20 protein-coding genes are annotated in these 22,164 nt (G+C 73.5%); 7 read left to right on the plus strand and 13 right to left on the minus strand.

Annotated features, from left to right (window positions below; genetic code table 11):
* The first annotated feature begins 12 nt into the window (after nucleotides 1–12).
* Together ACZ6W9_RS00570 and ACZ6W9_RS00575 are read left to right on the plus strand one after the other, a co-directional pair.
* Nucleotides 13–1,023 carry a sulfotransferase family protein gene (locus ACZ6W9_RS00570; protein WP_389958180.1) on the plus strand — a complete coding sequence of 337 codons (1,011 nt, stop codon included), beginning with the start codon at nucleotides 13–15 and terminating at the stop codon, nucleotides 1,021–1,023.
* Nucleotides 1,024–1,026: 3 nt separating this feature from the next.
* Nucleotides 1,027–2,070, plus strand: coding sequence for a sulfotransferase family protein (locus tag ACZ6W9_RS00575; protein WP_389958182.1), 1,044 nt, complete (start codon nucleotides 1,027–1,029; stop codon nucleotides 2,068–2,070).
* A 155-nt stretch (nucleotides 2,071–2,225) separates the two neighbouring features.
* On the opposite strand, the gene ACZ6W9_RS00580 is transcribed toward ACZ6W9_RS00575, so the two are convergent.
* The gene (locus tag ACZ6W9_RS00580) at nucleotides 2,226–3,452 is read right to left on the minus strand and encodes a glycosyltransferase (protein WP_389958185.1); all 1,227 of its coding nucleotides are present in this window, start codon (nucleotides 3,450–3,452) and stop codon (nucleotides 2,226–2,228) included.
* Nucleotides 3,449–6,730, minus strand: coding sequence for a bifunctional glycosyltransferase/CDP-glycerol:glycerophosphate glycerophosphotransferase (locus ACZ6W9_RS00585; RefSeq protein WP_470116475.1), 3,282 nt, complete (start codon nucleotides 6,728–6,730; stop codon nucleotides 3,449–3,451). The genes ACZ6W9_RS00580 and ACZ6W9_RS00585 overlap by 4 nt, the downstream gene beginning before the upstream one ends.
* 455 nt (nucleotides 6,731–7,185) lie before the next feature.
* Between ACZ6W9_RS00585 and ACZ6W9_RS00590 the strand changes: the two genes are divergently transcribed.
* The 4 genes from ACZ6W9_RS00590 (at nucleotide 7,186) to ACZ6W9_RS00605 (ending at nucleotide 10,248) form a co-directional block, all read left to right on the plus strand.
* A complete protein-coding gene (locus ACZ6W9_RS00590; RefSeq protein WP_389958190.1) occupies nucleotides 7,186–7,752 on the plus strand; it encodes a hypothetical protein in 567 nt (188 codons plus the stop codon).
* A 172-nt stretch (nucleotides 7,753–7,924) separates the two neighbouring features.
* Nucleotides 7,925–8,455, plus strand: a complete 531-nt coding sequence (locus tag ACZ6W9_RS00595) for a GNAT family N-acetyltransferase (RefSeq protein ID WP_389958193.1) — start codon at nucleotides 7,925–7,927, stop codon at nucleotides 8,453–8,455.
* 123 nt (nucleotides 8,456–8,578) lie between these two features.
* Nucleotides 8,579–9,118, plus strand: coding sequence for an RNA polymerase sigma factor (locus ACZ6W9_RS00600; protein ID WP_470116476.1), 540 nt, complete (start codon nucleotides 8,579–8,581; stop codon nucleotides 9,116–9,118).
* Nucleotides 9,115–10,248, plus strand: coding sequence for a CU044_5270 family protein (locus ACZ6W9_RS00605; RefSeq protein ID WP_470116477.1), 1,134 nt, complete (start codon nucleotides 9,115–9,117; stop codon nucleotides 10,246–10,248). Before ACZ6W9_RS00600 ends, ACZ6W9_RS00605 begins: the two co-directional genes overlap by 4 nt.
* Nucleotides 10,249–10,401: 153 nt before the next feature.
* Here ACZ6W9_RS00605 and ACZ6W9_RS00610 read toward each other — a convergent pair whose 3' ends face one another.
* From ACZ6W9_RS00610 to ACZ6W9_RS00645, 8 genes are all read right to left on the minus strand, one after another.
* Nucleotides 10,402–11,613 carry an SRPBCC family protein gene (locus tag ACZ6W9_RS00610; protein WP_470116478.1) on the minus strand — a complete coding sequence of 404 codons (1,212 nt, stop codon included), beginning with the start codon at nucleotides 11,611–11,613 and terminating at the stop codon, nucleotides 10,402–10,404.
* A 269-nt stretch (nucleotides 11,614–11,882) separates the two neighbouring features.
* Nucleotides 11,883–12,767, minus strand: coding sequence for an FAD binding domain-containing protein (locus ACZ6W9_RS00615; protein WP_470116479.1), 885 nt, complete (start codon nucleotides 12,765–12,767; stop codon nucleotides 11,883–11,885).
* A complete protein-coding gene (locus ACZ6W9_RS00620) occupies nucleotides 12,764–15,229 on the minus strand; it encodes a xanthine dehydrogenase family protein molybdopterin-binding subunit (protein WP_470116607.1) in 2,466 nt (821 codons plus the stop codon). The genes ACZ6W9_RS00615 and ACZ6W9_RS00620 overlap by 4 nt, the downstream gene beginning before the upstream one ends.
* 53 nt (nucleotides 15,230–15,282) lie before the next feature.
* A complete protein-coding gene (locus tag ACZ6W9_RS00625) occupies nucleotides 15,283–15,837 on the minus strand; it encodes a (2Fe-2S)-binding protein (RefSeq protein ID WP_470116480.1) in 555 nt (184 codons plus the stop codon).
* 104 nt (nucleotides 15,838–15,941) lie between these two features.
* Nucleotides 15,942–16,370, minus strand: a complete 429-nt coding sequence (locus ACZ6W9_RS00630; RefSeq protein ID WP_389958209.1) for a nuclear transport factor 2 family protein — start codon at nucleotides 16,368–16,370, stop codon at nucleotides 15,942–15,944.
* Nucleotides 16,367–16,567 (minus strand): ferredoxin, encoded by a 201-nt coding sequence (locus ACZ6W9_RS00635; RefSeq protein WP_389958212.1) that lies wholly within the window; start codon nucleotides 16,565–16,567, stop codon nucleotides 16,367–16,369. The genes ACZ6W9_RS00630 and ACZ6W9_RS00635 overlap by 4 nt, the downstream gene beginning before the upstream one ends.
* Entirely contained in the window at nucleotides 16,564–17,505 is a 942-nt protein-coding gene (locus ACZ6W9_RS00640; RefSeq protein ID WP_389958214.1) for a pyridoxamine 5'-phosphate oxidase family protein, read from the minus strand. Before ACZ6W9_RS00640 ends, ACZ6W9_RS00635 begins: the two co-directional genes overlap by 4 nt.
* A gap of 19 nt (nucleotides 17,506–17,524) precedes the next feature.
* Nucleotides 17,525–17,968, minus strand: a complete 444-nt coding sequence (locus tag ACZ6W9_RS00645; protein ID WP_389958217.1) for a VOC family protein — start codon at nucleotides 17,966–17,968, stop codon at nucleotides 17,525–17,527.
* 315 nt (nucleotides 17,969–18,283) lie between these two features.
* Between ACZ6W9_RS00645 and ACZ6W9_RS00650 the strand changes: the two genes are divergently transcribed.
* On the plus strand, nucleotides 18,284–18,955 hold the full coding sequence (locus tag ACZ6W9_RS00650; RefSeq protein WP_470116481.1) for a hypothetical protein: 672 nt from the start codon (nucleotides 18,284–18,286) through the stop codon (nucleotides 18,953–18,955).
* Nucleotides 18,956–19,093: 138 nt separating this feature from the next.
* Here the strand turns inward: ACZ6W9_RS00650 and ACZ6W9_RS00655 are convergent, their stop codons facing one another.
* From ACZ6W9_RS00655 to ACZ6W9_RS00665, 3 genes are all read right to left on the minus strand, one after another.
* On the minus strand, nucleotides 19,094–19,759 hold the full coding sequence (locus ACZ6W9_RS00655) for a CGNR zinc finger domain-containing protein (protein ID WP_389958223.1): 666 nt from the start codon (nucleotides 19,757–19,759) through the stop codon (nucleotides 19,094–19,096).
* Between the two features lie 150 nt (nucleotides 19,760–19,909).
* Entirely contained in the window at nucleotides 19,910–20,116 is a 207-nt protein-coding gene (locus ACZ6W9_RS00660) for a hypothetical protein (RefSeq protein WP_470116482.1), read from the minus strand.
* On the minus strand, nucleotides 20,106–22,022 hold the full coding sequence (locus tag ACZ6W9_RS00665; RefSeq protein ID WP_470116483.1) for a PspC domain-containing protein: 1,917 nt from the start codon (nucleotides 22,020–22,022) through the stop codon (nucleotides 20,106–20,108). The genes ACZ6W9_RS00660 and ACZ6W9_RS00665 overlap by 11 nt, the downstream gene beginning before the upstream one ends.
* Between the last annotated feature and the right edge of the window lie 142 nt (nucleotides 22,023–22,164).

Raw genomic sequence — 22,164 nt, forward strand, 5'->3', positions numbered from 1 at the left:
GGGTTCGTCGTCATGCAGTCAGACCGACCTGTGTTCGTCATCGGGTGCCCGCGCTCGGGCACCACCATGCTGCAGCTCATGTTGCACTCCCACCCGCGTATCGCGGTGCCTCCCGAGACGAGGTTCGTGGTGCCCGGCTACTACCGCAGGTTCGTCTTCGGCGACCTGCGCGAGCCGGGGAACCGGCGCCGGCTGGCCAGGTGGATCGTCAACGACAAGGACACCAAGTTCAAGGAGCTCAAGCTCGACGGCGACAAGCTGATCGAGGACATCGTGGCCGGCCCGCCGACGCTGGGCTCGGCGATGGGCATCGCCTTCCGCTCCTACGCCGAGCAGTACGGCAAGTCCCGCTGGGGCGACAAGCGGCCCAGCTACTACCACCACGTGGACCTGCTGCTGCGGCTCTTCCCCGACGCCCAGTTCATCCACCTGATCAGGGACGGCCGCGACTGCGTGGCGTCGCTGAAGGAGATGCCCTGGTACACCAAGGACATCTTCCACGCGGTGGTCAACTGGGCCGAGGCCATCGACTACGGCCGCCGCCACGCCAAGAACCTCCCGGCGGACTCCTACTACGAGCTGCGCTACGAGAACCTGACGGCCGACCCCGCGACCGAGCTGGCCGGGCTGTGCGAGTTCCTCGGCGAGGACTACGACCCGGCGATGTGCGAGCCGTCCCACGTGGCCAGGATGGCGATCCCGCAGCACAAGGTCTGGCACAGCAACACCCACGGCGAGGTGACCACCGCCCGGTCCGGCTCGTGGCGGACCCGGCTGGAGCCGTGGGAGATCTCGGTCTGCGAGACCGTGCTGGGCGAGCGGCTCCAGGCGTTCGGCTACGAGCCGTCCGGCGCCCCCAAGGCCGAGAAGGCGCACGTCGAGGCGTGTGAGAAGGCGGCGTCCAAGCGGCGCTGGGCACGCCGCCGCAAGGAGCTCCGCGACCGCGTCAACCGGCTCCGCGAGCCGAGCCCGGTGGCCGCGCAGCTCACCACCCGGCAGCTCGGCGAACTGGCGAAGGTCTGACCGATGGAATCCGACCGGCCGATCTTCATCGTGGGCTGCCCCCGCTCGGGCACGACGCTGCTCCAGCTCATGACGCACGCCCACCGCCGCATCGCGATCCCCCCGGAGACCCGGTTCATGGTCACCGCCTACCAGCGGCGGCTGCACTTCGGCGACCTGGAGGACCCGGCGCGCAGGCGCGAGCTGGCCGAGTGGGTGGTCAACCGCCGCCAGTCCCGCTTCCACGAGCTGGGACTGGACGGCGAGAAGGTCATCGAGGAGATCGCCGAGGGCCCGCCGACGCTGGGCTCGGCGCTGGGCATCGTGCTGCGCTCCTACGCGGCCCGGCACGGCAGGCCGCGCTGGGGCGACAAGCGGCCGTCGTACTTCCAGCACGTCGAGGTGCTGCTGCGGCTCTTCCCCGACGCCCAGTTCGTCCACCTGATCAGGGACGGCCGCGACTGCGTGGCGTCGCTGAAGGAGATGCCCTGGTACAACGGCACCGTCTACAGCGCGGTGGCGGCGTGGGCCGAGGCGATCGACTTCGCCCGGCACGGCGCCCCGAAGCTGCCCGCGGGCAGCTACCACGAGCTGCGCTACGAGGACCTCACCTCGGCGCCGGAGGCCCAGCTGCGCAGGCTGTGCGAGTTCCTCGGCGAGGACTACGACCCGGCGATGTGCGAGCCGCAGCGGGTGGCCGACATCGCCGTCCCGGACCGCAAGACCTGGCACTCGCGCACCCACGACGAGGTGACCACCGCCAGGACGGGCTCCTGGCGCGACCGCCTCGACCCGTGGGAGGTCTCCCTGTGCGAGAGCGTCCTCGGCGAGCGGCTCCAGGCGTACGGCTACGAGCTCAGCGGGGCGCCCAGGACCGACGCCGCGCGGATGGTCGCCTACGAGCGCACCGCCGCCAAGCGGAAGCTGGCCCGGGTCAAGAGGGTGGCCTTCGACCGGCTGATCCGGCTGCGTGAGCCCAACCCGCTGGGCGCGCGGCTCACCTCCGCCCAGATCGTGCTGGCCGGGGTGCCGCAGCCGCGCACCGAGCCCGTCTCGGTCAACGGGTGACCCGTCGGGCCTGCCCCGATCAACGGGTCACCCGTACGCCCGCCGCTCCGCCCGCGCCGACGACCGTCGGGTGACCCGTACGGCCCGCCGCTCCGCCGTCCCGCCCGCGCCGACGACCGCGGGACACCGGGACGGTACGGCGGCCGGCCGATCGGTCAACGGGTGACCTGCGTGAACAGGTCCTCCCAGCGGTCCAGGACCCGCTCGGGCCGGAACGCCTCGACGTGGGCGCGGGCGGCGGCGCCCAGCCGCCGCCGCTCGTCCCGGGAGGCCATCAGCCGGGCGAGCGCCGCCGCGAGGGCGGGCACGTCGGCCGGGGGGACCAGCAGCCCGGTCCGCCCGTGGACGACCAGTGACCGCACCCCGCCCGACACGTCGAACGCCACCGCCGGCACACCGCAGGCCGCCGCCTCGCCCACGACCAGCGGCAGCCCCTCGTGCTCGCTGGAGAGGGCCAGCAGCGACGCGGCGAGATACTCGCGCTCCATGCCGGAGGCGGGCACCGCGCCGCGCAGGACCACCCGGTCCGCCACCCCGCACGCCGCCGCGTGCTCGCGCAGCCGCTCCCGCTCCGCGCCGTCCCCGACCAGGTGCAACTCCCACCGCCCGCCCGGCGCGTCACCCGCCGGGTCGTGCGCCGCCGTCCCGCCGTCCGTCTCCGCGCCGTGCGCCGTCCCGCCGTCCGTCTCCGCGTCGTGCGCAGCCGCCTCGCCGTACGGTGGCCCGCCGGGGCGCCCGCCGTCCACGGTCCGGACGGCCTCGGCGAAGGCGGAGATCAGCCGGTCGAACCGCTTGACCCCCTCCAGCCTCCCCACCCCCAGCACCCGCCGCCCGTCCAGCCCGGAGGCCCGGTGCGCCCGGCCGGGCAGCGGGTTGGGGATCGCCCACGCGTTGGGCAGCGGCGCCTGCTCGGCGAACCGCCACGCGTCGTCCTCACTGAGGAACACCGCCGCCTCCAGCGCGCCGTAGCGGTCGCGGATCGCCCGCAGGTGCCAGGAGCCCAGCGCGTGCTCGTAGGAGCCGTGGTACTGGCCGATCGGCAGCAGCCGGTCCGGCAGCGCACCGATGACCCGGGGCACCACGCCCGGTGAGGTCAGCACCGCGAAACCCGGCCCCGCCCGCCGGAACACCTCCCGCAGCCACCGCCGCTCCCGCCGGGCGGCCGTCCGGGAGACCCGGCCCGCACCCATCGGCGTCGCGTGGATCACGTGGTGGCGGTAGCCGGGCCGGTCCACGTAGCGGACGGGGGTCTCGGCGCGGTGCAGTCCCACCACGTGCACGTCGTAGCCCCGCCCGGCCAGGCCCTGCGCCACGGTGTGGGTGACCCGCTGGATCCCGCCGAGCGTGTCGGCGTCCAGGCACGCGAACACCACCGACGTCATCGCCCGGTCCTCCGGAACCGTGTCCCGGCCGCCCGGAACGCACCGCGCCGGACCGGGAACCGTCCGATCAGCCGGGTCTCGGCGAATCTGGACAGACCGGTCCACGTAAGGAGCCGTGCGGGGAGGCCCGCACGGGCGAGGACGCGTGTGGCCGCGCCGCTCCGGGTCAGGAGCCGCCCGGGGAGGCCCGCACGGATGAGGACGCGTGTGGCCACGTCGCTCCGGGCCGGGAGCCGCCCGGGGGACGGCCGGCGGGCCCGCCCGTCCCCGCCGGGACCGTCCCGCCCGGAACCGGGCTCCGGCGGGACGCCGAAGAAGGCGTCGACGACCCTCGAAGCGGCGTTCCCCTTCTCCTCCGCGCACCACAGCGCGCGGAACTCCGCGTACCGGGCGGCGAACGACGCCGACACCGCCGGCAGGTCCCGCAGGGTCTCCACCACCTCCCGCGTCGTGGTCAGGCAGGGTCCGGGGGCGATCGCGGGCAGGTCGTGGAGGACGCCCCGCTCCAGACGCCGGTACTCGTCCCAGTCGTCGATCAGGAACAGCATCGGCCGTCCGGTGACCGCGTAGTCGCACATCAGCGACGAGTAGTCGGTCAGCAGCGCGTCCGAGGCCAGCATGAGGTCGTTGACCTCCGGATACGACCCGGCCGGGCGGACGAAGTGGAGCAGGTGCCGGGGCACCGCGTACCGCTCGACGGGGTGCGGGCGCAGCACCACCGTCCACTCGCCGGCCAGCTCCCGGGCCATCAGCTCCAGGTCGGCCCGGACCGACCGGCCGGAGGACATGGCGTGGTCCCGGTAGGTGGGCGCGTACAGCAGGACCTTCCGCTCCGGCGGGATCTCCAGCTCGTCCCGCACCCGCCGTACGGCCTCGTCGTCGCCGCGCACGAGCACGTCACAGCGGGGCGAGCCGTACCGCAGCACCGGGCCGCGGTAACCGTTGGACGGCAGGAAGATCCGTTCGAACTCCGCGCTGGGCGAGACCAGCGCGTCCCACCGCGCCACCGCCGCCCGCCACCGCGCCCGCGGCCCGGGGAAGTCGGCGCGCAGGTCCGGGGCGTCGAAGCCGACCGTCTTGATGCCCTGCCCGTGCCAGGTCTGCAGGTAGCGGGTGCGGGCGGGCTTGGGGAAGTCCAGCGGCATGCCGTGGCTGTCCACCCAGTACCCCGCGCGGGCCATGGTCCACACGTGCCGCCAGCTCATCCGCCGCACCAGGCGCGCGCCGGCCGGGAAGTTCCGCCGGTTCCGCGCCACCGACCACACCATGGTGAACGGGGCCCGCCGCCGCAGCAGCTCCTCGTAGACGTAGCGGGGGTTGCCGGTGCATCCGGCGCCGACGTCCGACTCGAACAGCACCAGGTTCCGGCGGGGAGGGACCGCCCTGATCAGGCACCGGTAGACGCGCAGCTTGACCCGCGGGTCCCCGGCCCGCCGGACCGCCCGCCGTACGGCGGCGCGGCCGATCCTCGCCACCCGGGCCGCGGGCCGCAGCACTCCTCGCCGCCGGCGGCGCACCCGCAGGAACCCGGCCCGGCCCTCCGCCCCGAAGACGACCGTGCACCAGGGGAGGGCGGCGGTCACCGGCCCGGTTCCCGGGTCGGTGAGCAGCGGGTCGGCGGTGGACCGGCCGTCGGGGCGGACCACCACGACCCGCGGATCGTGACCGAGCTCGCGGAACCCGTGGAGCCAGTGGAGCCAGTGGAGTCCGTAGAGTCCATGGAGCCCGGCGCCGGGACGGCCGCGCCCGAGCACGGCCAGGTCCACGGTCACCTCGCTGACGTGGACGCCGTCGTCCCGCCGCCGCGGATGCAGCCGCGTCCTGTGGCCCGCGACGTCGAGGTACGCGCGCCAGCCGGGATTGGCGGCCAGCACCCCGAACGGGTCGTAGGTACGGATCGTCAGGACGGCCTCCGTCCCCGCGCGACCGCCGGCGCTCATGCCCGTGCCCGAGTCCGAGTCCGAGCCGGGACCGGAGGCCGCACCCGTCCCCGCCTCCGCGCCCGTGACCGCGGGGGTCACGGCGACCTCGTGCCGGAGCCGGGAGTCGCCGAACGGCAGCTCGGCCATCCGCAGCGCGGTGATCTCCATCCCCTCCGGCGCCACCAGGTCCGGCTTCCGCCCTCCGGCCGACGCGGCGGTGCCCGGTTCCCCGGCCCGCACCGGTTCCCCGGAAGGGACTCGCTCCCGGCCCCCGCCGTCCGCTCCGTCCGTCCCCGGAGGGCCGAGGGCCCAGTAGGTCCGCCCGTCCCGCCGTACGGCGAAGCGCGGCGGGGGCTTCGGCTCGCTGAGCGACCGGGCGGCCACCACCAGCTCGTCGGCCCGCCCGGCGACGATGAGACGGCAGCAGACCCGCACGACCGGGTCGATCCCCGCGAACTCCCGAGACCCGAACTCCGCCAGGTACGGGCCGACGACCTCGGCGAACTCCGCCGCCCACGCCGGATCGCGGCGCGGCAGCGGGTCGAGGTAGACCCGTAGGTCCTGCCGGAGGAACCGGCGCCGCCGGTCCGGCACCAGGTCATCCAGGCCGTTCCCGCGCAGCACGTCGTCGCTGAGCCGGGCCGCCCGGACCCGGTGCCGGACGTTGTCCATGTCGGTGATGCGCAGCGAGATCGACGGCCTGCCCGGACCGCCGGCGGGGACCCGGTGCCACAGGTAGACGACCCACGGAACCACGGCGAACCGGCGCGCCGCGCAGTACAGCTCGGCGCTGAAGACGTGGTCCTCGTAGTGCAGGTCCTCCCGGAACGGCAGCCGCCGCAGCAACTCGGCCCGGTAGAGCTTGTTGGTGCTGAAGGAGTCGAGGAACATCTCCGGCTCGCGGGCGATCCCCTCGACGGTCCTGCGCCGGGCGAACAGGTCCGGGTAGTAGGGGCGGGTCCGGCCGCTCGCCTCGTACAGCCGGGAGATCTGCCCGGTGACGAAGTCGGCGCCGGTCCGCTCGGCCTCCAGCAGCATGCTCTTGCAGGCGTGCCGGGTCAGCCGGTCGTCGCTGTCGAGGAACATCACGAAGGGCGCGCGGGCCGCCGCCGTCCCCTGGTTGCGCGGAGCGCCGCAGCCGCCGCTGTTGACGTCGCGGCGCAGATAGCGGACCCGGGGGTCCTCCCTCTGGAGTTCACGCGCCACCCGATCCGTGCCGTCGGTGCTCGCGTCGTCCACGATGACCACTTCGAGGTTCCGCAGCGACTGGTCCAGCACCGACCGGACGGCCCGGGGCAGACGGGCGGCGTCGTCGCAGGTGATGACGACCACGCTGCAGTCCGGCGAATTGATCACATTCCGAGGTGTTCCCTAGCATGGGACGGATTTCGTTCGGTTTGCCCATTAAACACAGGACTTTTTACCCGAACCCGCCAGGGTGTGTTCGAACAAGCCCTGCCCATTTGGGCAGGGCTTGAAAACAAGTGATGTTTCTCTCCACGCGGTGGCATGGTGGATCTATGTCAGAATCCGCTCACGGTGAAGATCGGCCTGTCCGTCCTGAGGCATGCATCTGTTCTGGGAGGGCGAACGATGAGGAGCCGCTCGACTATGAAGCCATTCGACGACGTTTCCCGTGGGTGGGGTTAGGGGAGAGCGGAGAAAGAGATCTCTCTGTGCGGGTGAACATTTCACCTCTGGATGCGTTAATTCGCTATATCTGGATAAATGAGGCATCTCATTTCAGGTGAGCTGCGGTGGAGTGATTGAAAAGACCACTCCCAACCTTTGGCTTACCGCATGATTACCCTATGCATGGAACTGGCCTTCCCCTCGCAGGTTTCATCGATGAGTCCATCCACACCGACGCCTGCCTCTATGTGATCGGATTGGTGCTCGCGGATCCAGCTCTGTCGGAGGACGCCAGAAAGCTTCTGTGTTCGGCGGTGCCGACAGCCCGCACCCCACATTGGTCGCAGGAGGATGAGAAGACGCGCGCCGCGCTGATCCACGAGATCAAATCACTCCCGATCTCTGCGAGGGTATACGGCTGTCGCTTCGAACGTCCCAAACGCAAGGAAGCTGCGCGGGCTCGCGCTTTGGCATGGTTGGTGCAGGATCTGCCGTGGGAGGTTCGTTGGATGGTCCTGGCGGAGCGCGAGGCCAGCCAGGATCGGCATGACCGCAGAGTTCTCGGAGGTCTGGCCGGGCGGCCTCCCCGTTTCGAGTACAGCCATGCTCCATTCGCGAAGGAGCCGCTCCTCTGGGTCGCGGACGTGATCGTCAGCAGTACGGCCAGAGCGCTCGTCCGTGGGGAAGACCTTACGGCCTGCGCTCTGGGGCCGGTGCTGTCATACGTCGGCTGTGAACCCTTCTGAAACGCGAAAGCCGGGCCACCACCTGCGGAGGTTAACCCGGCTTCACTTCATGACTCCGAGTGAGCCATGCGGTACCCATGGTAAACGATATGGCTTCTCTGTCAAGGGAACCGTTCTCATGAGGCCGCGATATCCCGTTGCCCCCGTGCGGCGGACACCGGATCATTCCGCCATGGAATTCAAGATCAGACCCGGTGCCCCCGAGGACGTGGCGGCCGTGGAACGGGTGCGGGTGACGACGTGGCGGACCGCCTACCGCGGCCTCATGCCCGACGACTACCTCGACGCGCTCGGGGTCGACCCGGACAGGGTGGCCCAGATGGAGCGGGGGCTGGCCAATGCCCTTGCCGAGGGGCGCACGCCGCTCGTGGTCGCCGAGACCGGAGATGGGATCGTCGGCTTCGTCAACTTCAACCGCAGCCGGGACGAGGAGATCGGCGGCGGCGAGGTCTTCGCCCTCTACGTGCTGCCCGAGGCGCAGTCCGCCGGGCTCGGCCGGGCCCTGCTGGCGGACGCGGTGACCCGGCTGCGCGCCGCCGGGCACGAGGAGGTCGGCCTGTGGGTCGCGACCCGCAACGACCGGTCCCGGCGCTTCTACGAGCGCTTCGGCTTCGTCCCGTCCGGCCGCACCGGCACCCACCCGCTGTCCGAGTCGTATCCCCCGATTGAGGAGACCCACTACCGCCTCGCCCGGCAGGGGTGAACCGCGCCGTTCCGGGCGGCGCGGGCCCCGGCCGGAACGGCGCGACTGAAAAAACCCGGGAAGGGGGTGGTGGGTGAAGGGCAAGAAGAGACGTCCTGTCCTTCCGGCAAGGGAGACCCTTGCATGATCACCGTCCCCGACGCCGCGTCGGTCGCCGATCCCGAGCGGTTCGGCGCCGTCTTCGACGCGCACTACGAGGAGATCCGCCGCTACATCGGGCGGCGGCTCGGCCTCGACATCGCCGAGGACATCGCCGCCGAGACCTTCCTCGTCGCCTTCCGCCGCCGCCACCGGTTCGACCCCGCCAGGGGCGGCGTCCGTCCCTGGCTGTACGGCATAGCCACCAACCTGATCGGCCGCCACCGCCGGGCCGAGGTACGGCGTTACCGGGCGCTGGCCAGGACCGGCCCGCCACCCGACGACGACGGCCACGACCAGCGGGTCGCCGACCGCGTGACCGCGGGGGTGACGGTCGGCCTGCTCTCGGGGGCGCTGACCGGCCTGTCGAAGGGCGAGCGCGACGTGGTGCTGCTCGTCGCGTACGGCGGCCTGACCTACGACGAGGTCGCCCAGGCACTCGGAGTCGCCTACGGCACCGTGGCCTCACGGCTCAGCCGGGCCAGGAACAAGCTGCACACGTCGCTGGGGATGGAGGTCCGATGAACGATTTCAGGCTCGTCGACGCGGTGATGCCCGACGTCGCACCGCCCGACCCGGCGAAGGCCGCCGAGGCGAGGGCGCGGGTGCTGGGCGGACGGAGACGCCGGAGCGTCCCTCGATGGGCGGGGGTGCTGACGGCGGCGACCGCGACCGCCGCGGTCATCGGCGCGGTCGCGGTCGTGGCCGTTCCGAGCCTCGGTGGCGGTCCGGCCGGCCCGGCCGTCACGGTGACGCGGGTGAACGCGGAGGAGGTGCTCGCCGCCGCCGCCGACCGGCTGGCCCGGCGGCCGGAGGCGACCGGGCGCCGGTACTGGCGTGGGGAGACGGAAGAGGTCGTCCGGAGGCGGATCGGCGTCGCGGGGCACACGTTCCTCGCCGATGAACGTGTCGGGCAGACCACGTGGTTGGGGCCGGGCCGGAAACGGACCATCGTGATCAGCGGGCTCGGCACCCGGCCCGTGACCGCCGCCGACCGGGCCGAGTGGCGGAAGGCGGGCTCACCCCGGCTCTGCGGCGCGGACACCGACTGCGACAACGACATGGTCCCCGACGGGAAGACGCGGTACATCGTCTCCGACACGGAGGAGGTGCTCCAGCAGGGGGCCCTGGAACTGAACGGGCGGGAGATCCGCGATCTTCCCCGGGATCCCGCGGCGCTGAGGGAGAGGCTCCTGTCGTACTGGCCCGCCCAGTGGAAGGCCATGAAGAAGAATGTGCCCGCCCAGGTGCGCGCGGAGTCCGCCGAGCGGGACGACTGGCTGTGGGGGATCGGTGAGAGCCTCCTCCTGGGCACCCCCGCCACCCCGGGGACCAGGGCGGCCATCTACCGCATGCTCGCCGGGCTCCCCAGGGCCCGGGTCGTGGACGGGATCCGGGACGCCGACGGACGGGCGGGAGTGGCCGTCCTGCGCGGGGACGGGCGCGGCGAGCCGGAGAAGCAACTCGTGGTCGACCGGGAGACGGGCGAGCCGCTGGCGGTCCAGCAGGTGTCGCCCGCCCCGGCCGCCGGCCGGGAGCGCCTTCCGGTGAACCGCCTGTACTCCAGGATGGTCAAGCGGCTCGGCTGGACCGACGACGAACCGGTCGTCCCGAAGGGATGCGATCCGGACGGGAAGAAGGACTGCCTGCGCTGAGCCGGCCGTACGCCGTCCGACTCGGTCCCGATCCGGCCCGGACCGGCTGCGGACGGTGACAGGTGTCCGTACGGCGACGCACGGCCCCTGCCCCGCGCCTTCGCCCGCGCCATGGAACGACTGAGGACTCGGTACGGGCGGGCGGCGGACGGGTCAGCGGCGGCGCAGGGCCCTGCGGGTCAGCCAGGCCGCGACCGCCAGGCCCGCCACCGCCGCCAGCAGGGGAGCGGCGCGCCTGAGCAGGGGCATCCCGGCGATCTCCATCAGGTCGAGGGCCTCCTCGTCGGGGGTGAGGGAGGTCCGGGAGGTCCCGGCCGGATGGGCGTCCCGGCCGGCGGTCCGCTCGGTGGCGACCGGTGGGAGCCCCGTGACCGGGGTCAGGACCGCGGGGGCGCCGGCCGTCTCCGGCGTGTCCGGCCGCTCCGGCTCCTTCGCCTCGGCGGCTTCGGTCGCCTCGGTTCCCTCGGCCCCCTCGGGCGTCTCGGTCGGGGAGGGCACGGCGGTGAGGTGGCGGGCCGTCTCCTTCCGGCCGTCGGCGCCCCGGCCGGCCGACCCCCGTCCGTCCGCCTCGGACGCCCCGTCCACGCCCTGACCGTCGGTCCCCGGCCCCCCGGTCGTCCCCTGCCCGTTCGCCCGCGGTGCTCCAACCGTTCCCTGGACGGCCGCCTCGGGGGTTCCGGTCGCCCGGCCGGGCGGGGCCTCCTCCGGTACGGCGGGCTCGGGCGCGGGGACCGGCGTCAGGGGGGCGGTGCCCGCGGTGGCGGTCCCCGCCTCGCCGGCCTCCAGCAGCGCGGCGAGGTTGGCCGCGAACCTGTCGATCAGCTTCGCCCCGACCTCGCCCATCACGCCCCGGCCGAACTGCGCGGGGCGGCCGGTCACGTTGAAGGAGGTCTCGACGATGACCCGGGTGACCGAATCCGCCGGGCCGCCCGATCGCGCCGGGCCCGCCGGGCCTCCGGACGCCGCCGTGTCCGCCGAGCCCACGGCCTCCTCGGAATCCGCTGTGCCCGCTGTGCCCACTGCGCCCTCCATGTCCGGCCGCCCGAGGCCACCGGCGTCATCGGGGCGCAGCCGCGCGGTGACCGTCGCGCTCGCCGTGCCGGAGCCGCGCGTCTCCCGGCCCGAGGCCCGCAGGGTCAGGATCCGGGCGTCCTCGTCCACGTTCTCGAACGCGGCCTCTCCCCGGTAGGTCACCGTGATCGGCCCGACCTTCACCTTCATCCGGCCGGTGAAGGAGTCGCCCTCCGCCTTCTCCAGTGCGGCCCCGGGCAGGCACGGTGCGATCCGCTCGACGTCGAGCAGCACGGACCACGCCTGCTCGACCGGAACCGGAACGGTGAACTCGTGCTCGAACCGCATCGCCATCGATCCACTCCTCGTCGCCGGACCAACCTGGGCCAATTCTCACCAACCGCACCAACCACGCCGGCCGGATCCGCCGGTCTCCGGTTCGGCGCGGACCTGCCCGCGCCGGACCGGCGGCTTCCACCCATTTGTCTGCCCCGTCCGCCGGGAGACGAACTCCCGGCGGACGGAACGCGAACCGCCGCCGGACGGAACACGAGCCTCGTCCGCCGGGAGGCGGCCCCCGCCCGGCGGGTGCCGGACTCCCCGGCGGTTCAGCCGAGCGCGGCTCAGCCGAGCGCGGCTCCGATCGCCCGGCGGGTCAGCACCCGCGCCAGATGCCGGCGGTAGTCGGGCCGGGCGTGCAGGTCGGTCGGGGGCGAGGTGCCGGCGTCCGCCTGGGCGCAGGCGTCCCGGAGCGGGTCGCTCCCGTCGGAGCCGCCGGGGGAGGGGGCGACGCCGCGCAGCGCGGCCTCGGTCACCCGGGCCCGCACCGGGGTCGGGCCCATGTTGGTCAGCCCGATCCGTGCCTCCTCGATCGCCCCGCCGTCGCCGCGCCGTACGGCCGCCGCCACGCCGACGGTCGCCCACGCCTGGGCGGTCCGGTGGAACTTCTCGTAGTGGAAGCCCCAGCCGGGTCCCAGCTTGGGCACCCGGACGCCGAGCAGCACCTCGTCCGGCTCCAGCGCCGGCTCCAGGTAGTCGACGAAGAACTCCGCGGCCGGGATCTCCCGCTCGCCGTCACCCGACCGGGCCACGAACACGCAGTCCAGCGCGAGGGCGACGGCCGGCAGGTCGCCGGCCGGGTCGGCGTGGGCCATCGAACCGCCGAACGTGCCGCGGTGCCGTACGGCGGGGTCGGCCACGGTGGCGGTGGCCAGCGCGACCAGCGGGACGTGCTCGCGCACGACGCCGGAGCGCATCACCTCGTCGTGCGTGGTGAGCGCCCCGATGTACACGTGGTCGCCGCGGTCCTCCACGCCGCGCAGCTCGGGCAGCCGCCCGAGGTCCACCAGCGCGGACGGGTAGGCCAGCCGCAGCCGCAGCAGCGGCAGCAGGGACTGGCCGCCGGCCAGCACCTTCACCTCGTCACCGGCGGCCTCGGCGTCGGAGAGGACCCGGCAGGCGTCCTCCACCGACGCGGGCCGGATGTAGTCGAACGGCGCGGGGATCACCGGGAGCCTCCTTCGGGCGCGGACGTGGACGTGGACTCGGAATCGGACGTGGACGCGGAATCGGACGCGGAATCGGACGCGGACGCGGACTCGGGCGTGGGTGAAGGGCCCGGGACGGCGGCCTCCGCCTCGGCGAGCGCCCGCCAGATCCGTTCCGGCGTGCACGGCATCCGCACGTCGCGCACACCGTACGGGCGCAGCGCGTCGGCGATCGCGTTGACCACGGCGGGGGTCGAGGCGATCGTCCCGGCCTCGCCGACGCCCTTGACACCCAGCGGGTTGCTCGTCGCCGGGGTCTCGGTGCGGTCGGTGGTGAACTCCGGCAGGTCCGCCGCGGACGGGATGAGGTAGTCGGCCATCGTCGTGGTGACCAGGTTGCCGTCGGCGTCGTGGACGGCCTCCTCGAACAGGGCCTGGCCGATGCCCTGCGCGATTCCACCGTGCACCTGGCCCTCGACGATCAGCGGGTTCACCACCGAGCCCACGTCGTCCACGGCGACGTACGACCGGATGGCGCACCGGCCCGTCTCGGTGTCCACCTCGACCGCGCACAGGTGGGTGCCGTGCGGGAAGGAGAAGTTGTCCGGGTCGAAGGTCGCCTCGGCGTCCAGCCGGGGCTCGAAACCGCCGGGCAGGTCGTGCGCGGCGAAGGAGGCCAGCGCCAGCTCCTGGATGGTCCGCCCCTCGTCGGTCCCGCGCACCAGGAACCTCCCGCCGTCGAACTCGATGTCGTCGGCGGACGCCTCCATCAGGTGCGCGGCCAGCTCGCGGGCCCGCTCCTTGACCTTCTCGCAGGCGGCGAGCACGGCGACGCCGCCGACGACCAGTGACCGGGAGCCGTAGGTGTCCATGCCCCGGTGCGCGACGGAGGTGTCGCCGTGCAGCACCGAGACGTCCTCGAACGGCACGCCGAGGGCGTCGGCCGCGATCTGGCTCCAGGCCGTCTCGTGCCCCTGGCCGTGGGGACTGGTGCCGGTGACGACCTCGACCTTGCCGGTGGGCAGCAGCCGGACCGCGGCGTGCTCCCAGCCGCCCGCGCCGTAGCTGAGCGAGCCCAGCACCCGCGACGGCGCCAGCCCGCACATCTCGGTGTAGGTGGAGACGCCGATGCCGAGCTGCACCGGGTCGCGCCGTTCGCGCCGGGCGGCCTGCTCGGCGCGGAGCCCGTCGTAGCCGAACATGGCCAGCGCCTTGTCGGTCGCGGCTTCGTAGTCGCCGGAGTCGTAGGTGAGCCCGGCGATCGTGGTGTACGGGAACTCCTCGCGGGTGATCCAGTTGCGGCGCCGCAGCTCGACGGGGTCCATGCCGAGCTCGCAGGCCAGCTCGTCCACGGCCCGCTCGATGGCGAAGGTCGCCTCGGGACGGCCGGCGCCCCGGTAGGCGTCGGTCGGCATCTTGGTGGTGAAGACGCCCGTGCAGGTGAAGTCGTAGGCGTCCATCTTGTAGATGCCGTTGTACATGAACGCGCCGAGCAGCGGCACGCCCGGCGTGACCAGCATCAGGTAGGCGCCCATGTCGGCGAGCAGCTCCACCCGCACGCCCCTGATCCGCCCGTCGCGGTCGGCGGCGACGGCGATCCGCTGGAGCTGGTCGCGGCCGTGGTGCACGGTCAGGTTGCCCTCCGAGCGGGACTCGGTCCACTTCACCGGCCTGCCGAGCCTGCGGGTCAGCAGCAGGGCGAGCACCTCCTCGGCGGTGACCTGAAGCTTGGAGCCGAAGCCGCCGCCCACGTCGGGGGCGACCACGCGCAGCTTGTGCTCGGGGATGCCGGTGGTCATCGCCAGCATGACGCGCAGCACGTGCGGGATCTGCGTGGCGGAGTAGAGGGTGAAGCCGTCGCCGTCGGTGGTCGCGACGACCGCCCTGGGCTCCATCGCGGTCGGGATGAGGCGCTGCTGGACGTAGGTGCGCCTCATCACCACGGGGGCGTCGCGGAACGCCGCGTCGATGTCGCCCCCGGCGAACTTCCAGGTGAAGGCGCGGTTCCCGGCCTCGTGGACCTTCGGGGCGCCCTCGGCGAGCGCCTCGGTCATGTCGAGCACCGCCGGAAGCGGCTCGTAGTCGACCGTGATGGCCTCCAGCGCGTCGGCGGCCTTGTACCGGTCGGTGGCGACCACGCAGGCCACCGCCTCGCCGGGGTAGCGGACCTCGTCCACCGCCATGGGCGGGTGGTCGGGGATGACGATGTCGGGGGTGACCGGCCAGGCGCACGGCAGGCTGCCCTGCTCCCCGGCGAGGTCGCGGCCGCAGAAGGCGGCGACCACGCCGGGCCGGGAGCGCGCGGCGGAGACGTCGATCCCGGTGATCCTGGCGTGCGCCATGGGGCTGCGCAGGAACGCCACGTACAGCATGCCCGGGAGCTGGATGTTGTCGGTCCACATGGTCCGGCCGGTGACGAGCCGGGCGTCCTCCTTGCGCCTGCGCGCCCGGCCCATCTCGCGCGCGGCGGAGGGCTCGTTCATCTGGTCGCTCTCGGCGATCCGTGCGGCGATCAGGCCGGCGTCGAGCTCCTCGGTCATGACGCGGTCACCTCCTGTTCCCCGGAGGCCCCCGGGGACGGCCGCTCCTCCGGAGCCCGTTCCTCCGGAGCCCGCTCGCCCGGCGCCCGCGCCATCTCCGCCGCGGCGCGCCGTACCGCCCGGACGATGTTGGTGTAGCCGGTGCACCGGCACAGGTTGCCCTCCAGGCCCCGGCGGACGTCCTCCTCGGAGGGGTCGGGGTCGTCGCGGAGCAGATCGATCGCCGCCATGATCATGCCCGGGGTGCAGTAGCCGCACTGCAGGGCGTGCTCGGCGTGGAAGGCCTCCTGCATGGGATGCCACCGGCCGCCCTGTGCCAGGCCCTCGACCGTGACGACCTCGCTCCCGTCGGCCTGTACGGCCAGCACCGAGCAGCTCTTGGCGCTGCGGCCGTCGAGCGTCACCGTGCAGGCGCCGCAGTTGCCGGTGTCGCAGCCGACGGGGGTCCCCGTCTTGCCGAGGCGGTCTCTGAGCAGGTGGACGAGGAGGAGGCGCGGCTCGACCTCCTCCTCGTAGGTGACTCCGTCGACGCTGACGGTGATCCGAGGCATACGTCCTCCAGGCACGCCCCCGAAAGGGGCGGGAGAGATGGAAGCCGACATGAGTGAACGTACGCCCCTGTCCTGCCCGGTCAAGGTTTTCGCCAAGCCGGGGTTCACGCCAGCGGAAGGTCAGCTTCCCCGGTGCGCGGGCCGCGGATGCGGCGGTCGGCCTCGCCGATCGGGACGTCGTCGATGCTCGCCTCGCGCCGCCGCATCAGCCCGTCGTCGGCGAACTCCCACAGCTCGTTGCCGTAGCTGCGCCACCACCGGCCGCCGGCGTCGTGCCACTCGTACTGGAACCGTACGGCGATGCGGTTCCCGCCGAACGTCCACAGCTCCTTGCGCAGCGCGTAGTCCAGTTCCCTGGCCCACTTGCGGGTCAGGAACCCCCGGATCTCCTCCCGGCCGGTGAGGAACTCGTCGCGGTTGCGCCAGACGGAGTCCGGCGTGTAGGCGAGCGCGACCCGTTCGGGGTCGCGGGTGTTCCAGGCGTCCTCGGCGGCCCGCACCTTGGCCCGGGCCGTCTCCTCGGTGAAGTTCACGTCTCCTCCAGGTCCTCCAGGGATATCGCCTGCACGGGGCAGGCCCGCGCGGCCTCCTCGACCGCGCCGATCAGCTCGTCGCCCGGTTCGGCGACGTGGACGAGCCGGTCGTCGTCGTCCAGTTCGAAGACCTCCGGCGCGGCGAACACGCACTGGGCGTGCACCTGGCACAGTTCCCGGTCCACCACGACCCTCATCGGACGTCCCCTCTCTCCCCGGGTCCCGCCCCTACGGCTCCCGCCGGATCCGTGCGGGGCACGGGGCGGACCGGCGGGTTGAAGCGGGAGTGCCTCTCGAACGTCCAGCGCAACGGGCTCGCCCGGCGCACGTGCACGACCCGCTCGACGTCGAACGCGACCAGCCGCTGCGCGCCCGGCACGTCGCCCGGTTCCCACTCCACGCGGGCCCGCCCGGTCAGGTGCAGCGCGTCGCCGCCCTCCCAGTCGAGGAAGAGCAGGCCGCAGGCGTCGTCGAGCTCGAGGTTGCCGAGCGTCATGAACATCGCGTTGCCCGCGTAGTCGGGCCATACCAGCCTCCGCTCGCCGGTCACCCGGACGAACCCGGGGGCGCCGCCCCGGTGGGACAGGTCGGCGCCGAACCCGGCGGCCCGGGTGGCGACGAAGAACGTGTCGGCTTCCTCGATCCACGCCCGGTGACCCGCGGTGAGGGAGCCGGTCGCGGAGGCCCCCGTGGAAGGCCCGGCCACCTCCCCGGTGACGGCCCGCGACTGGATGTACTTGGGGCAGTTGGCGTAGGTCTGGTCGGTGCGGACCGTCAGCCGTCCGCCGTCCCGGCGCACCGTGCCGTTGATCCGCATCCGCCGCCGGGTGTGGGGTTCGACGGCGAGGATCCCGATCTCACCCTCCTCCAGACCGGCCAGCGGGTCATGCCCGCCGGGCACGGCGTCGATCACGACGGTCCGGTCGTCCACGGCGCGGGCGAACCCCGCCGGGCCCGTCAGCAGGGTCCCCCACGGCCGCCCGTCCCGGCCGGTCGCCCCGATGAGCAGCATCCGCTGCGCGGCGAGGAAGCCCATCGCCACCGGCGGTATCTCCGGCCGGGTCCCGGCCGAGCCCCAGTCGCCGGCGTCCACCCCGGCCCGTCGCCGCACCGCCAGCTCTCCCGGGTGCCTCATGGCCGCTCTCGTGATCATTTTAGAAGAAGCCGCAGGTCGGGGCGTCGGTGGTCGGGGCAGGGCGATCACCGGCCCCGTCGGGGGCGAAGATCTCCAGCCGGATGCCGTCCGGGTCCTCGAAGAAGATCCCCCCGGAGGAGGCGCCCTCGCCGTGCGGCACCACGCCGTCGTGGTGGAGCGTGGCGCCGAGCTCCCGGACCACGCTCTCGGCCCGCCGTACGGCTTCGGCGTCCGGCACCTGGAAGGACAGGTGGTGCAGGCCGGGCAGACCGGTGGCGAAGCGGCCCTCACTCTGCTGCCAGAGGGTCAGCACGAGCGTGCCGTCGAGGCCCAGGAAGGCGAAGCGGCGGTCCTCCCGGCCGGACTCCCCGACGACCTCGAAACCGAAGACCTTGACGTAGAAGTCCCTCGACCGGTCGAGGTCGGAGACGTTGAGGCCGATGTGGCCGGTCCGGAGGCTCATGGGTTCCCTTCGCTGTTTCTAACGGATCGTTCCGTTAGGTGCTGGGAAGAATGTAACGCAAAGAGCGAAGTTTTTCCGTTAGAAAAAAGTGATGTGCGTCACAGGAATGCCCGGAGGGGTGACCGTCCTTCTGGTCGGACAGGGGTGTTCTCCCTGGTGGGGTGGGGGAGATGTCCGAGTGCGCGCCGTCCCCTGGAGGGAAGGGGAGAATCGCCGGTCACAAAAGAGAGCACCGCTCTTGAGTCTGTCGCTCCATAGTGAGAGCATTGCTCTCGCAAAGAAGCGCTGTTCCTCCCCTTGGTCCCAGGAGCCCCCATGAACCGTGCCCGGCTCACCGCCTCGGCCTTCGCCGCAGGCGGCGTCCTCTTTCTGATCTACCAGGCCGCCCGGCCCTACGCCGACGAGAGCACCCTGGAGGGCGCCGCGGCGATGGCCTCTCCCTCCTGGACGGCCGTCCACCTGGCCGCGTCGGTCGGGTTCGTCCTCGTCTCGCTGGGGATCCTCGGCCTCTACCTCGTGCTCGGCCGGAGCCGCCTCCTGCCCGCCGCGGTCGTGACCTGGCTCGGCGCGGGGCTGACGCTGCCCTACTACGGCGCCGAGACGTTCGGCCTGCGGGTGATCGGGGCGCGGGCCGTACGGGACCACGACGCCGGCCTGATCGAGCTCGTCGACCAGTTCCGCTTCACACCCGCGGCGGTCGCCATGTTCGCCGCCGGCCTCGCGCTGCTCGCCGTGGGCGTCGTCATGGCGGCGGCGGAGATCCGGCGCTCCGGTGCTCTCCCGCGGTGGAGCGGCGTCCCGCTGGCGGTGGGGTTCGTCCTGTTCATCCCGCAGTTCTACGGCTCGCCGGCGATCCGGATCGCGCACGGCGCGCTGCTCGCCGCGGGCGGTCTCTGGCTGGCGTACGAGCTGTGGAGGGTGAACGGCCGCGTGATAGCCCCGGCCGGGACGGCGTCCGGAGCGGTGACCGTGGACGCGGCCCGCTGACGGTGACGGCGGCCGGACGGCCCGGGTACGGCGGAGCCCCGCCGTACCCGGGCCGACGCATGCCGCGACGAGGAGCGGACGGCGAGGGCGAGCGGGCCGTACCTGAGGACGTGTGCCGGGCGAGGGAGGGGCCGAGGCTCAGTCGTCCCGGTGCTGGCGGTAGTGGCGGGCGGCGCGGGCCCGGTTGCCGCACGCCACGGAGCACCACTCCTGGCGGGCGTGCTCCTTGACGAAATACAGCACGCAGCGGGGGGCCGGACAGGCGCGGAGCCGCTCGCGGTGCGGGCCGGCCAGGAAGCCGATCGCCGCGGCGGCGAGCGCGGCGCGGGCGCGGGCGGAGTCGTCCGCCGCCACGGCCGGGACCTTCCGTACCGAAGGGGCCGGGAGGACGGAAAGGGCCGAAGGGCCAGAAGGGCTCGCCGGGTCCGACGGACTCGACAGGTCGGAGGGACCCGCCGGACCCGCCGGCGCCGGCCCGGCGGGCCACTCCAGCCGGGGAGCCGTCGGGACGGCGAGCGCGGTGGCGTTGACCAGGTCGAGGGACTCGGCGAACCCCGGCAGCCGGCCGGCGTCCGCGCGGCTCGCCGGGCCGGGGGCGACGGCCCTGGCGAACAGGGCCCGTACGGCCTGCCGCAGCCCGACCAGCTCGCGGCGCAACTCCTCGGAGGCGGTGAACCCGGCGGGGAGGTCCAGGTCGGCGGCGTGCTCGCGGCACCAGGCGGTCGCGCCCGCGACATCGGAGAGCACGTCCACCGGCCCGGTCCGCGTCGCGCGGATCGTGCTGACGAACTCCAGGACCGGCATCGTCCCACTCTAACGCGTGGCGGCACTTCCAACCGTGAGACGCGGGACCGCCGGGTCACCGGCCCGGCGGTGAGGGCCCCTGGACATGCGTTCACCCACGACCTGCGGACCCGCCGGGTCCTCGTCGGCGCCTCGGGGACACCGGAGCGGTCAGCGGCGGATCAGCCGGGCGAGGATGGTGATCAGCCCCGCGACGCCCAGGCCCCCCAGGACGGCCGGAAGCATGATCAGCGGCTCGATCGACGGCCGGCCGATGAGGACGACCCCGGCGGCGATGAAGATTATGCCGCTGAGCAGGGCCATCCAGTCCGTACGGTGCACCCGTCCGCGGCGGGGCCGCTCCACCTCAGGCCGCACGACGCACCTCCACGTCCCCGATGCCCACGCTGACCCGCAGGACGATGGTCGCCACGTCGCCCTTCGGCCGCACCTCCGGCTCCAGCACCCTGACGTGCCGGACGCCGGTGCCGCCCTGGGTCATCTGATCGATCTTCACATCGCCCACCTTGGCGTACCCCTCGACCTCGACCCGTGCCGTCGGCGGCACGATCACCTGCATCTCGCCTATCGTCACCGACGCCTCCACGAGCGTGCGCGAGCCCGCGGGGAGCGGCAGCGTGCTCAGGTCGACGGTGCCGTCGCCGACGCCGATCGCGTAGCCTCCGCCGCCCTCCTCGGTGACCTCCGACATCGTGGTGGGCGCCCACTCGTAGGTGCCGAAGCGCCCCGGCATGCCGGCCAGCAGCGACGCCGTCACCACGGCGATCGAGACGAGGGTGCCCACCGCGACGAGGGCCGCGCCCCGGCCGAACCACGCGGCGACGAGAAGACCACAGCCGATGGTGATCAGCGCCGCGCCGCCGGCGGTCGTCACGGCGGCCGTCATGTCCGCCGTCCCGAAGGCTGGGTGGGCCGCCAGGGTGAGCCCGCCGACGATCAGCGCGAGGATCAGGGTGACGCCCGCCACGAACGACCTGGGCCGCCGGGGCCGGTCGGCCCGTTCGATCCGCTCGCGCCGGGCGGACGTCTCGACCGGCCCGCCGATCAGGGAGAGGTCGTAGGGGGCGCCGTAGTCGCCGGGAGGGCCGCCGTAGCGGCGGTCGTACGGCTGCCGCATGCGGGGGTCCAGCGGCCGGTAGGGCCCGTAGGGGGAGAACGGCTCGCCGGAGGAGTCGTAGGAGGGGGTGGCCGGCCCTGCCGGAGAGCCGGGGTACGGCGGTCCGGTGAGCCGGTCGCCCTCGCCGGGCCACGGCCCGGCGGGCCGGTCGTCCTCGCGGGCCGGCCCCGCGGAGGACGCGGACGCCGGTTCCGGGACCAGGCCGGTCGCGGGGAACGCCTCGGTCCGCGGCTCCGCGGGGGAGTCCCCGGCAGGAGAGGCCCCGGCGGGCGGCCCGGCGGGGAAGGCCCCGGTCACGGGCTCGGCGGGGGAGACCCCGGTCACGGACTCGGGCCGAGGCTCGGCGGGCGGGGCGGCGGGCTCCGGGAGGCGCTCGGTGACCCCGGACGCGCCCGGCGCCGCCGCGGGACGGCTCCCGGCGGGCCCGCCGGGCCGGGCCGGCGCGGCCGGTTCCCGCGGCGCGGCGTGCGGCGCCTCCGAGCCGAAGGCGGACGACCCGGCCGGGTCGAAGACGGCCGTCCCCGCGAGGGGCCCGCCGTACGGACCGGCGTGCCGCTCGTGCCACGGGCCGCCGTGGGGGCCGCGAGGGTCACCGTACGGCGTGCCGGACCCGGCGGGGACGCGGCTGCCGCGCAGCCGCTCCGGCAGGGACCGCATCGTGGCCAGCAGGTCGGCCCCGCGCGCGTGCGCGGCCATCAGGGCGATGGCGAAGAGCGTGCCGACCACGACCGTTCCGGTGCCGATGCCGCCGGAGGACACGTTCACGATCAGGCCGAGGGTGAACACCCCCGCCAGCAGCGCCAGCACGGTCTCGCCGTCGAAGGACCGCCGGGTCCACTGCTCCATGTATCCCGGGCCGCCGTCCGGCTCCCGCATCAGCAGGAACGCCGCCACGTACAGCATGATGCCGATGCCGGAGCCGAGGACCAGCATCGCGAAGCCGATGCGGAACAGCAGCGGGTCGACTCCGGCGTGGCGGCCGAGACCGGCGCAGACGCCGGTGAGCATGCGGCCCTCGTCGCTGCGCCGGAGCGGTCCCCGCTCGCCGGACGCGAGGGGGGACGACGGGCCGGTCCCGGAGGCGGAGTGGGACGACGAGCCGGTGGGGGGGCTCGCCGGGTCGTGGGCGTTCCCGGAATCGGTCATGTCACCCATCGTGGCCTTCCCGCCTCCCGGGCCGCATCCGGGACACCCCTGAACGGTCCCCGAGGATGCGGGCCGCCGTCAGGGTCGCATCAGGGGAACGCCTGATGCGCTGGCAGACTCTCACATGTGACGATGCAGACGA

The organism is Streptosporangium sp. NPDC053982 (assembly GCF_055585205.1).